This is a genomic window from Citrobacter sp. RHBSTW-00986 (genome assembly GCF_013783065.1).
GTDB classification, from domain to species: Bacteria; Pseudomonadota; Gammaproteobacteria; order Enterobacterales; family Enterobacteriaceae; genus Citrobacter; species Citrobacter braakii.
This window is the reverse complement of sequence record NZ_CP056200.1, coordinates 3,105,815-3,117,444: the sequence shown is the minus strand read 5'-3', so window position 1 is coordinate 3,117,444 and position 11,630 is coordinate 3,105,815. Positions and strand designations below refer to the sequence as shown.

At 53.4% G+C, this 11,630-nt stretch carries 9 protein-coding genes; 8 read left to right on the top strand and 1 reads right to left on the bottom strand.

Annotated features, from left to right (window positions below):
• Positions 1 to 20 precede the first annotated feature (20 nt).
• The 4 genes from HV345_RS15260 (at position 21) to HV345_RS15245 (ending at position 3,287) form a co-directional block, all read left to right on the top strand.
• The gene (locus tag HV345_RS15260) at positions 21 to 1,253 is read left to right on the top strand and encodes a winged helix-turn-helix domain-containing protein (protein WP_131352051.1); all 1,233 of its coding nucleotides are present in this window, start codon (positions 21 to 23) and stop codon (positions 1,251 to 1,253) included.
• 51 nt (positions 1,254 to 1,304) lie between these two features.
• On the top strand, positions 1,305 to 1,487 hold the full coding sequence (ycaR, locus tag HV345_RS15255; protein ID WP_003035793.1) for a protein YcaR: 183 nt from the start codon (positions 1,305 to 1,307) through the stop codon (positions 1,485 to 1,487).
• A complete protein-coding gene (kdsB, locus tag HV345_RS15250; protein ID WP_016152452.1) occupies positions 1,484 to 2,230 on the top strand; it encodes a 3-deoxy-manno-octulosonate cytidylyltransferase in 747 nt (248 codons plus the stop codon). The genes ycaR and kdsB overlap by 4 nt, the downstream gene beginning before the upstream one ends.
• Before the next feature lie 163 nt (positions 2,231 to 2,393).
• Complete coding sequence (locus HV345_RS15245; protein ID WP_016156120.1) at positions 2,394 to 3,287, top strand: YcbJ family phosphotransferase; 894 nt, start codon at positions 2,394 to 2,396, stop codon at positions 3,285 to 3,287.
• 35 nt (positions 3,288 to 3,322) lie between these two features.
• Here the strand turns inward: HV345_RS15245 and elyC are convergent, their stop codons facing one another.
• Positions 3,323 to 4,087, bottom strand: coding sequence for an envelope biogenesis factor ElyC (gene elyC / locus HV345_RS15240; RefSeq protein ID WP_181626272.1), 765 nt, complete (start codon positions 4,085 to 4,087; stop codon positions 3,323 to 3,325).
• 135 nt (positions 4,088 to 4,222) lie between these two features.
• Here elyC and cmoM point away from each other — a divergent pair, with 135 nt between their 5' ends.
• Genes cmoM through mukB form a run of 4 tightly spaced genes read left to right on the top strand, consistent with a single transcriptional unit; the run spans position 4,223 to position 11,486 of the window.
• Positions 4,223 to 5,026 carry a tRNA uridine 5-oxyacetic acid(34) methyltransferase CmoM gene (gene cmoM, locus HV345_RS15235; RefSeq protein ID WP_181626271.1) on the top strand — a complete coding sequence of 268 codons (804 nt, stop codon included), beginning with the start codon at positions 4,223 to 4,225 and terminating at the stop codon, positions 5,024 to 5,026.
• The gene (mukF, locus tag HV345_RS15230; protein ID WP_016156123.1) at positions 5,019 to 6,341 is read left to right on the top strand and encodes a chromosome partition protein MukF; all 1,323 of its coding nucleotides are present in this window, start codon (positions 5,019 to 5,021) and stop codon (positions 6,339 to 6,341) included. Before cmoM ends, mukF begins: the two co-directional genes overlap by 8 nt.
• Complete coding sequence (gene mukE / locus HV345_RS15225; RefSeq protein ID WP_016152457.1) at positions 6,322 to 7,026, top strand: chromosome partition protein MukE; 705 nt, start codon at positions 6,322 to 6,324, stop codon at positions 7,024 to 7,026. Before mukF ends, mukE begins: the two co-directional genes overlap by 20 nt.
• Entirely contained in the window at positions 7,026 to 11,486 is a 4,461-nt protein-coding gene (gene mukB, locus HV345_RS15220) for a chromosome partition protein MukB (protein WP_181635767.1), read from the top strand. Before mukE ends, mukB begins: the two co-directional genes overlap by 1 nt.
• Positions 11,487 to 11,630: the final 144 nt, after the last annotated feature.

Genomic DNA, 11,630 nt, shown 5'->3' with positions numbered 1-11,630 from the left:
AATCATTTATGAGGCCATAAATGTCGTTGCCGCGTCTTTCTTTGACGGATGCCCGTCATCTTCACCTTGCCGCTCAAGGGCTGCTGAAAAAAACACGCCGTCGGGCAACCCCAGCAGATATTCTTGCTACCATTTCGCGCATGTCGTTACTGCAAATCGATACCATCAATATTGTGGCGCGCAGCCCTTACCTGGTGCTGTTTAGTCGTTTGGGTGATTATTCGCCCCAGTGGCTGGATGACGCATTGCAGCGGGGCGAACTGATGGAATACTGGGCGCACGAGGCCTGCTTTTTGCCGCGTAGCGACTTTATGCTGATACGTCACCGCATGCTGGCCCCGGAGAAAATGGGCTGGAAATATAAAGCGGAGTGGATGAAAGAACATGCGCATGAGATTGAGCAACTGCTCCAGCACATCCAGCATAACGGACCAGTACGCTCTGCCGATTTTGAGCATCTGCGCAAGGGGGCCAGCGGTTGGTGGGCATGGAAACCGCATAAGCGTCATCTTGAAGGCCTGTTCACCGCCGGGAAAGTGATGGTGGTGGAACGGCGTAATTTCCAGCGAGTGTATGATTTAACCCATCGCGTCATGCCGCACTGGGATGATGAACGCGACCGGCTTTCACAGGAAGAAGCAGAAAGCCTCATGCTGGATAACAGTGCCCGCAGTCTGGGGATTTTTCGCGAACAATGGCTGGCAGACTACTATCGCCTGAAGCGTCCGGCGCTAAAAAACTGGTGCAACGTACGTGCACAGCAGCAACAGATTATTCCTGTCGATGTCGAAGGGTTAGGAACCCTGTGGCTGCATAGCCACCTTCAGCCGCTGCTGGAGCAGGCATTGACGGGTAAATTAACGGCAACGCATAGCGCAGTATTATCACCCTTTGATCCGGTGGTCTGGGATCGTAAACGGGCAGAGCAGCTATTCGATTTTAGCTATCGGCTCGAATGTTACACGCCAGCACCGAAACGTCAGTATGGTTATTTCGTCTTGCCGCTGCTGCATCGCGGGCAGTTAGTTGGGCGGATGGATGCCAAAATGCACCGCAAAACGGGCGTACTGGAAGTGATTTCGCTCTGGTTACAGGATGGCGTCAAACCTGGGGTTACTTTGCAAAAAGGATTGTTTCAGGCGATTGATGATTTTGCCCGCTGGCAGCAGGCAACACGTGTGACGCTGGGACGCTATCCTGAAGGTTTATTTGCTGATGCGCGCCATGGTTGGGAAATAGACCCAGCACGGTAAGCGATTATGTTAATATTTACGGATTCACAATCCGGTCCATCTGGAGGAACTATGGATCATCGTCTGCTTGAAATCATTGCCTGCCCGGTATGCAATGGCAAACTCTGGTTTAACCAGGAAAAACAGGAACTGATTTGTAAACTGGATAACCTTGCTTTCCCACTGCGTGATGGCATTCCCGTGTTACTGGAAACCGAAGCTCGCGTTCTGACTGCTGATGAGAGTAAATCATGAGTTTTGTGGTCATTATTCCTGCGCGTTATGCGTCCACACGTTTGCCGGGCAAGCCGCTACTGGATATCAATGGCAAGCCGATGATCGTGCATGTGCTGGAGCGTGCGCGTGAATCTGGCGCTGAACGTATTATTGTTGCGACCGATCACGAAGATGTCGCTCGCGCGGTAGAAGCGGTGGGGGGGGAAGTATGCATGACCCGCGCCGATCACCAGTCCGGTACGGAGCGTCTGGCGGAAGTCGTCGAGAAATGTGGCTTTAGCGATGATACCGTTATTGTGAACGTACAGGGTGATGAGCCGATGATCCCGGCGGTCATTATTCGCCAGGTCGCTGAGAATCTGGCACAGCGACAGGTCGGTATGGCGACCCTTGCTGCCCCGATTCACAGTGCGGAAGAGGCATTTAATCCGAATGCGGTGAAAGTCGTTCTGGACGCCGAAGGTTATGCGCTCTATTTTTCACGCGCGACCATTCCGTGGGATCGCGACCGTTTCGCTAAAAGCCTGGAAACGGTGGGTGACACCTTCCTGCGACATCTGGGTATTTACGGCTATCGCGCTGGTTTTATCCGCCGTTATGTTAACTGGCAGCCTAGCCCGCTTGAGCATATTGAAATGCTGGAGCAACTACGTGTGCTGTGGTACGGCGAAAAAATTCATGTTGCCGTCGCAAAAGAAGTACCCGGTACCGGCGTAGACACTGCCGAAGATCTTGAGCGCGTTCGCGCCGAAATGCGTTAGTTTTTCTCACGACACTCCCCCTGATGACGCGAATTTTTGGGAGGAGTGTCATATCGTTACGCTTTCCCGCCATTTTTCTTTTCATCAATTGATCTCATCCGGGTGACATCTGTCTGCACGACGCTCATTATGAAAGCAGTAGCATTTATGAGGGCAATCCGAAATGGAACAGTTGCGTGCCGAACTCAGTCATCTGTTGGGTGAAAAACTCAGTCGTATAGAATGCGTGAATGAAAAAGTGGATACGGCCCTGTGGTCACTGTACGACAGCCAGGGAAATCCGATGCCACTGATGGCGAGAAGTTTCACCACACCGGGTATGGCGCAGCAGTTGGCATGGAAAACCTCCATGCTGGCGCGCAGTGGTACGGTGCGTATGCCCGTCATTTATGGGGTCTTAACCCACGAGGAACATCCCGGTCCTGATGTGCTACTGCTTGAGCGTTTACGTGGAGTGCCGGTGGAAGCGCCTGCCCGAACGCCCGAACGTTGGGAACATTTAAAAGATCAGATCGTAGAAGGACTGCTGTCATGGCATCGGCAGGATAGTGCTGGCTGCGTGGGAATGGTGGATAACACGCAAGAGAATATCTGGCCATCCTGGTATCGTCAGCGGGTTGAGGTGCTGTGGACCACGTTAAATCAGTTCAACAATACCGGGCTAACGATGCAGGACAAGCGGATCCTGTTTCGCACGCGTGAGTGTTTGCCTGCCTTATTTGAAGGATTCAATGATAACTGCGTGCTGATCCACGGTAATTTCAGTTTACGTAGCATGCTCAAAGACGCCCGTAGCGATCAGCTTCTGGCTATGGTGGGACCGGGGTTGATGCTGTGGGCGCCAAGGGAATATGAACTGTTCCGCTTGATGGATAATGCGCTGGCGGAAAGCCTGCTTTGGCAATACCTGCAGCGCGCGCCAGTGGCGGAGTCATTCATCTGGCGGCGCTGGTTGTATGTGTTATGGGATGAAGTGACGCAATTGGTCAACACCGGACGCTTTAATCGTTCCAACTTTGACCTGGCAACGAAATCATTGCTGCCGTGGCTCGCATGATAAACATGTGAACACCTTATCAGGCAACATTCCTGTCAATGTTCCGATCCTTTCAGCCACTGCCAGATACGTCCCAGGGTTTCGTAACCAACGCGATCGCTGTGCATCAACCAGACGGGTGAGGGTATAGCGCGCTCCCACGGATTAAGCGGTGAATCAATTGCTAACTGATTGGCTGGCGCTGGCAGCGGATGCAAGCCGGCCTGCTGGAAGAAGATCATCGCCCGCGGTAAGTGGGAGGCAGAGGTTACCAGCAGGAACGGCGCATTGCCGATGGTCTTCTTTACCGCTGCGGCTTCTTCTTCGGTATCTTTGGGGTGATCCAGGGTGATGATTTCATCGGCTGGCACCCCCAGCGACTGCGCTACGCGGGCGCCAGCTTCTGCGGTACTGACGTTATTCGTCTTTGCAGCAGCGCCGGTAAAGATGAGCTTCGATCCCGGGTTTGCGCGCCATAGGCGAATACCTTCATTCAGACGTGGAAGGCTGTTGCTGATCAGATTTGAACTCGGCGCCCACAGCGGATTCCAGGTATACCCTCCGCCCAGCACCACAATATATTCCACTTTTTGCGAACCTTGCCACGTTGGATAACTGTCCTCAATCGGTTTCAACAGTCTGTCGGCGACGGGCTGTAAACTAAGGAGTAACAGTGCCAGCCAACTCAGGCTAATACACACTTTCCCTGTTTTTTGAAAGCGACTGAACCAGACCAGCGCCAGGCCAATACCCATCATAATTAGCATCAGTGGCAGCGGCAGCATCATACCGCCAATCACTTTCTTCAGCGTAAAAAGCATCCTTTTTGGTTCCTTTTTTAACCATACAGCAGGGGATCTGCAGGGATATTACACCAGGAAGGTTCATTCTCGGCGTGGGTGTGACAAAATAGCGGTTTTACTTAGTCACCCTAAAGCCAGTATGCGGAGAGCCCGATGCGGGATCGCAATTTTGATGACATTGCAGAGAAGTTTTCCCGTAACATTTACGGCACCACCAAAGGTCAATTAAGACAGGCTATCCTTTGGCAGGATCTGGATCGATTACTGGAAACGTTCGGTGAGCAAAAACTGCACATTCTGGATGCCGGTGGTGGTGAAGGGCAAACGGCCATCAAAATGGCGCAACGAGGACATTTCGTCACATTATGCGATCTGTCTGGCGAGATGATCGCCCGAGCGCAACAGGCGGCAGAGGCAAAAGGTGTGAGCGGGAACATGCATTTTATACAATGCGCCGCTCAGGATGTTGCTTCGCATTTGGAAAGCCCGGTTGATCTGATATTGTTTCATGCTGTGCTGGAGTGGGTGACAGATCCGGTCAGCGTGTTGCAGACTCTGTGGTCAGTATCGCGTCCAGGCGGCGCGCTGTCGTTAATGTTCTACAATGCTAACGGTCTGTTGATGCATAACATGGTCGCAGGGAACTTTGACTATGTGCAGGTGGGGATGCCGAAACGTAAAAAACGCACGCTTTCACCGGACTACCCACGCGATCCGGGGCAGGTCTACCAGTGGCTGGACGAGATCGGTTGGCAGATAACCGGTAAAACGGGCGTCCGTGTGTTTCATGATTATCTGCGAGATAAACATAAACAGCATGACGACTTTGAAATGTTACTTGAGTTAGAAACGCGTTATTGCCGCCAGGAACCGTATATCAGCCTTGGGCGCTATATTCATGTCACCGCGATTAAAAGTTCGGCCCGAGCCGCAGATGCAAGGATAATTTATGAGTGAATTTTCCCAGACAGTCCCCGAACTGGTTGCCTGGGCCAGAAAAAATGACTTCTCCATCTCTCTGCCGGTAGACAGACTTTCGTTCCTGCTGGCGGTCGCGACCCTGAACGGTGAGCGACTTGACGGCGAGATGAGTGAAGGTGAGTTGGTGGATGCGTTCCGCCATGTGAGTGATGCGTTTGAGCAAACCAGCGAAACCATCGGCGTACGCGCCAACAACGCGATCAACGATATGGTGCGTCAACGTCTGCTGAACCGCTTTACCAGCGAGCAGGCGGAAGGCAACGCTATATATCGTTTAACGCCATTGGGAATTGGCATCACGGATTACTACATTCGTCAGCGCGAATTCTCTACGCTGCGTCTTTCAATGCAGCTGTCGATTGTTGCTGGTGAACTAAAGCGCGCGGCGGATGCGGCAGCGGAAGGTGGCGATGAGTTCCACTGGCATCGCAACGTCTACGCGCCATTGAAATACTCGGTGGCGGAGATTTTCGACAGTATCGATCTGACCCAGCGCATCATGGATGAACAGCAGCAGCAGGTAAAAGACGACATCGCACAGTTGCTTAATAAAGACTGGCGGGCGGCGATCTCCAGCTGTGAACTGCTGCTCTCTGAAACGTCTGGTACGCTGCGTGAACTGCAGGATACGCTGGAAGCGGCGGGGGATAAGCTACAGGCTCACCTGTTACACATCCAGGACGCCACGATGACGCATGACGATTTGCATTTCGTCGATCGGCTGGTGTTTGACTTACAAAGTAAGCTCGACCGCATTATCAGTTGGGGTCAGCAGTCCATTGATTTATGGATCGGCTACGATCGTCACGTGCATAAGTTTATCCGTACCGCGATCGATATGGATAAAAACCGCGTCTTTGCCCAGCGTTTGCGCCAGTCCGTGCAGACATATTTTGACGATCCGTGGGCGCTAACCTATGCCAACGCCGATCGTCTGCTGGATATGCGTGACGAAGAGATGGTGCTGCGTGACGAAGAGGTCACCGGCGAGCTTCCGGAAGATCTGGAATATGAAGAATTTAACGAGATCCGTGAACAGTTGGCGGCGATCATCGAAGAACAGCTAGCTATCTACAAATCCAGACAAACACCACTGGATCTCGGTTTGGTCGTGCGCGAGTATCTGGCGCAATACCCACGTGCGCGTCATTTCGACGTCGCGCGCATAGTTATCGATCAGGCGGTACGCCTTGGCGTAGCGCAAGCAGACTTCACCGGACTGCCAGCCAAATGGCAGCCGATTAATGATTACGGAGCCAAGGTACAGGCGCATGTCATTGACAAATATTGAACAAGTGATGCCGGTAAAGCTGGCGCAGGCGCTGGCGAATCCGTTATTTCCGGCGCTGGACAGCGCCTTACGTTCGGGCCGCCATATCGGTCTGGATGAACTGGATAATCATGCCTTCCTGATGGATTTTCAGGAATATTTTGAAGAGTTTTACAGCCGCTATAACGTGGAATTGATCCGTGCGCCGGAAGGGTTCTTCTACCTTCGCCCGCGTTCAACGACGCTCATTCCCCGTTCGGTCCTGTCTGAACTGGACATGATGGTCGGTAAAATTCTTTGCTATCTCTATCTCAGCCCGGAACGCCTGGCGAACGAAGGGATTTTTACCCAGCAAGAGTTGTACGACGAGCTGCTAACGCTGGCTGATGAAGCGAAGCTGCTGAAACTGGTGAACAACCGTTCAACCGGTTCAGATGTTGATCGCCAGAAGCTACAGGAAAAAGTTCGTTCTTCGCTAAACCGTCTGCGCCGTTTAGGCATGGTGTGGTTTATGGGTCACGACAGCAGCAAATTCCGTATTACGGAATCAGTCTTCCGCTTTGGCGCGGACGTGCGCAGCGGTGACGATCCGCGCGAAGCGCAGCGTCGCTTAATTCGTGATGGCGAAGCGATGCCGGTCGAGAACCGCCTGCAGCTCAACGATGAGCCCGAAGAGAATCAGCCGGACAGTGGAGAAGAAGAATAATGATTGAACGCGGTAAATTTCGCTCACTTACGCTGATTAACTGGAATGGTTTTTTTGCCCGTACGTTCGACCTTGATGAACTGGTTACCACGCTGTCCGGCGGTAACGGTGCGGGTAAGTCCACCACCATGGCGGCATTTGTTACAGCGCTCATTCCGGACTTAACCCTGCTGCATTTCCGTAACACCACCGAAGCCGGTGCAACCAGTGGTTCACGTGATAAGGGCCTGCACGGTAAGTTGAAAGCGGGCGTCTGTTACTCAATGCTCGACGTCCTCAACTCGCGCCATCAGCGCGTGGTGGTGGGGGTGCGTTTGCAACAGGTTGCTGGTCGCGATCGTAAAGTGGATATCAAACCGTTTGCCATTCAGGGGCTGCCGATGTCGGTGCAGCCAACCCAACTGGTGACGGAAACGCTGAATGAACGCCAGGCGCGCGTGCTGTCCCTCTCTGAGCTGAAAGAGAAGCTTGATGAGATGGAAGGTGTGCAGTTTAAACAGTTCAACTCAATCACCGATTATCACTCACTGATGTTCGATCTGGGCATCATCGCCCGTCGTCTGCGTTCCGCGTCTGACCGTAGTAAATTCTATCGTCTGATTGAAGCCTCGCTGTACGGCGGGATCTCCAGTGCCATTACCCGTTCACTGCGTGACTACCTGCTGCCGGAAAACAGCGGCGTACGTAAAGCCTTCCAGGATATGGAAGCTGCGCTGCGTGAAAACCGCATGACGCTGGAAGCGATTCGCGTAACTCAGTCTGACCGCGATCTGTTTAAGCATTTGATCAGCGAAGCGACTAACTATGTGGCCGCGGATTATATGCGTCACGCCAACGAACGTCGTATCCATCTTGATAAAGCGCTGGAATATCGTCGTGAGCTGCATACTTCACGTAAGCAGCTGGCCGCGGAGCAGTATAAGCACGTGGATATGGCGCGCGAACTGGGCGAGCATAACGGCGCGGAAGGCGATCTGGAAGCTGATTACCAGGCCGCGAGCGATCACCTGAATCTGGTGCAAACCGCTCTGCGTCAGCAGGAAAAAATTGAACGCTACGAAGCGGATCTCGAAGAACTGCAGGTCCGTCTCGAAGAACAAAATGAGGTGGTCGCGGAAGCCGTTGACCGCCAGGATGAAAACGAAGCCCGCGCAGAAGCCGCGGAACTGGAAGTGGATGAGCTGAAAAGCCAGCTTGCCGATTATCAGCAAGCGCTGGACGTCCAGCAAACGCGAGCCATCCAATATACCCAGGCGATCCAGGCGCTGAATCGGGCGAAAGAGCTCTGCCACTTACCGGATCTGACCGCCGACAGCGCTGCTGAATGGCTGGAAACCTTCCAGGCTAAAGAGCAGGAAGCCACTGAAAAACTGCTGACGCTGGAACAAAAAATGAGCGTGGCGCAAACCGCGCACAGCCAGTTCGAACAGGCTTATCAGCTGGTGGCGGCTATCAATGGCCCGCTGGCGCGTGGTGAAGCCTGGAGCGTGGCGCGTGAACTGCTGCGGGAAGGCGTTGAACAGCGCCACCTGGCGGAACAGGTTCAGCCGTTGCGTATGCGACTCAGCGAACTGGAGCAGCGTCTGCGCGAACAGCAAGATGCCGAGCGTCTGCTGGCTGAATTCTGCAAGCGTCAGGGTAAACAGTTCGATATCGATGAGCTGGAAGCGCTGCACCAGGAACTGGAAGCACGCATCGCCGCCTTGTCGGACAGCGTCTCTTCTGCCAGCGAACAGCGTATGACGTTGCGTCAGGAGCAGGAACAACTGCAGTCTCGTATCCAGCACCTGATGAAACGTGCGCCTGTCTGGCTGGCCGCGCAGAATAGCCTGAATCAGCTTAGCGAGCAGTGTGGCGAAGAGTTTACCTCAAGCCAGGACGTGACTGAGTATCTGCAACAACTGCTGGAGCGCGAGCGTGAAGCCATTGTTGAGCGTGATGAAGTCGGTGCGCGCAAAAATGCAGTTGATGAAGAAATTGAACGTTTAAGTCAGCCGGGCGGGGCGGAAGATCAGCGTCTGAACGCGCTGGCGGAGCGCTTCGGTGGCGTTCTGCTGTCAGAAATCTATGACGACGTTAGCCTTGAAGATGCGCCGTACTTCTCTGCGCTGTACGGTCCTTCGCGTCATGCCATCGTGGTGCCGGATCTGTCGCTGATTACCGAGCAGCTTGAAGGGCTGACGGATTGTCCGGAAGATCTCTATTTCATCGAAGGGGATCCGCAGTCGTTTGATGACAGCGTTTTCAGCGTTGATGAGCTGGAAAAAGCGGTAGTGGTGAAAACCGCCGAGCGTCAGTGGCGTTATTCCCGCTTCCCGACGGTGCCGATTTTTGGCTGTGCAGCGCGCGAAAGCCGTATTGAAACCCTGCATGCCGAGCGTGAAGGGCTGTCTGAACGTTTCGCAACGCTCTCCTTTGACGTCCAGAAAACCCAGCGTCTGCATCAGGCGTTCAGTCGTTTCATTGGCAGTCATTTGTCGGTGGCGTTTGAAGCCGATCCGGAAGCGGAAATTCGCCAACTGAATGGCCGTCGCGTTGAACTGGAACGGGCGCTGACCAATCATGAAAATGATAATCAGCAAAGCCGTATGCAGTTTGAGCAGGCGAAAGAGGGGGTCTCCGCTCTTAACCGCCTTCTCCCGCGTTTGAATCTGCTGGCGGATGACACGCTGGCCGATCGCGTGGACGAAATTCGTGAGCGCCTGGATGAAGCCCAGGAAGCAGCGCGTTTTGTACAGCAACATGGCAACCAGTTAGCCAAACTGGAACCGATTGTTTCGGTCCTGCAAAATGACCCTGAGCAGTTTGAACAACTGAAGGAAGACTACGCGTATTCCCAGCAGATGCAGCGCGATGCGCGTCAGCAAGCTTTTGCTCTGACCGAAGTGGTGCAGCGCCGGGCGCACTTTAGCTATTCCGACTCTGCTGAAATGCTTAGCGGCAACAGCGATCTGAACGAAAAACTGCGTGAGCGCCTGGAACAGGCGGAAGCTGAACGTACCCGCGCCCGTGAAGCGCTACGCAGTCACGCCGCACAGTTAAGCCAGTACAACCAGGTCATGGCGTCGCTGAAAAGCTCCTATGACACCAAAAAAGAGCTGCTTAACGATTTACAACGTGAACTGCAGGATATTGGCGTTCGTGCGGACAGCGGTGCCGAAGAGCGCGCGCGTATTCGTCGTGATGAACTGCATGCGCAGCTCAGCAACAACCGTGCGCGCCGTAACCAACTGGAAAAAGCGTTGACCTTCTGCGAAGCGGAGATGGAAAACCTGACCCGCAGGCTGCGCAAGCTGGAACGTGATTATTTTGAGATGCGCGAGCAGGTGGTTACCGCGAAAGCCGGATGGTGTGCGGTGATGCGGATGGTGAAAGATAACGGCGTTGAACGCCGCCTGCACCGTCGTGAGCTGGCGTATCTTTCCGGTGATGAACTGCGCTCGATGTCGGATAAGGCGCTTGGTGCGCTGCGCCTGGCGGTTGCGGATAACGAACACCTGCGCGATGTACTGCGCATGTCTGAAGATCCAAAACGCCCAGAGCGTAAAATTCAGTTCTTTGTCGCGGTTTATCAGCATCTGCGTGAACGTATTCGCCAGGATATCATCCGTACCGATGATCCGGTTGAAGCGATCGAACAGATGGAGATTGAGCTGAGCCGTCTGACGGAAGAATTAACGTCCCGCGAACAGAAACTGGCGATCAGCTCTCGCAGCGTGGCGAATATCATTCGTAAGACCATTCAGCGCGAACAGAACCGTATTCGCATGCTGAACCAGGGGCTGCAAAGCGTGTCGTTTGGCCAGGTAAACAGCGTTCGTCTGAACGTCAACGTACGCGAGACGCATGCTACCTTGCTGGACGTACTTTCCGAACAGCATGAGCAGCACCAGGATCTGTTTAACAGCAATCGTCTGACCTTCTCTGAAGCGCTGGCGAAGTTGTATCAGCGTCTGAATCCGCAGATTGATATGGGGCAACGTACGCCGCAAACCATTGGTGAAGAGCTGCTGGATTACCGTAACTATCTGGAAATGGAAGTTGAAGTTAACCGTGGCTCTGACGGCTGGCTGCGTGCTGAATCTGGCGCGCTGTCAACCGGTGAAGCGATCGGGACCGGGATGTCTATTCTGGTGATGGTTGTGCAAAGCTGGGAAGACGAAGGGCGTAGACTGCGCGGGAAAGATATTTCTCCTTGCCGTCTGCTGTTCCTTGATGAAGCTGCGCGACTTGATGCACGCTCTATCGCGACTCTGTTTGAACTGTGCGAGCGTCTGCAAATGCAGCTGATTATCGCAGCCCCAGAAAACATTAGCCCGGAGAAAGGCACCACCTACAAACTGGTGCGTAAAGTCTTCCAGAACACCGAACACGTTCACGTGATAGGTCTGCGCGGGTTTGCGCCTCAGTTACCTGAGCCGCTGCCTGGCACCGAAGATGCCTCCTCGCAGGCAAGCTAAATAAAAGGCGGCTAAATGGCCGCCTTCTTTTTTTCCGGAAATTCTCAATAACTGGTGTAATTTCTTTAAACTTCTTTACATTAGGTTAGGCAAAAATTTTTTCATGTTTATATACTAAAGGTAAGCCTAACGCGTCACAGGCTT

Excerpts from the sequence above, each read along its gene's own strand:
- mukF (WP_016156123.1), top strand. The coding sequence starts at position 5,019 with ATGAGTGAATTTTCCCAGACAGTCCCCGAACTGGTTGCCTGGGCCAGA.
- ycaR (WP_003035793.1), top strand. The coding sequence starts at position 1,305 with ATGGATCATCGTCTGCTTGAAATCATTGCCTGCCCGGTATGCAATGGC.
- mukE (WP_016152457.1), top strand. The coding sequence starts at position 6,322 with ATGTCATTGACAAATATTGAACAAGTGATGCCGGTAAAGCTGGCGCAG.
- kdsB (WP_016152452.1), top strand. The coding sequence starts at position 1,484 with ATGAGTTTTGTGGTCATTATTCCTGCGCGTTATGCGTCCACACGTTTG.
- cmoM (WP_181626271.1), top strand. The coding sequence starts at position 4,223 with ATGCGGGATCGCAATTTTGATGACATTGCAGAGAAGTTTTCCCGTAAC.
- HV345_RS15260 (WP_131352051.1), top strand. The coding sequence starts at position 21 with ATGTCGTTGCCGCGTCTTTCTTTGACGGATGCCCGTCATCTTCACCTT.
- elyC (WP_181626272.1), bottom strand. The coding sequence starts at position 4,087 with ATGCTTTTTACGCTGAAGAAAGTGATTGGCGGTATGATGCTGCCGCTG.
- mukB (WP_181635767.1), top strand. The coding sequence starts at position 7,026 with ATGATTGAACGCGGTAAATTTCGCTCACTTACGCTGATTAACTGGAAT.
- HV345_RS15245 (WP_016156120.1), top strand. The coding sequence starts at position 2,394 with ATGGAACAGTTGCGTGCCGAACTCAGTCATCTGTTGGGTGAAAAACTC.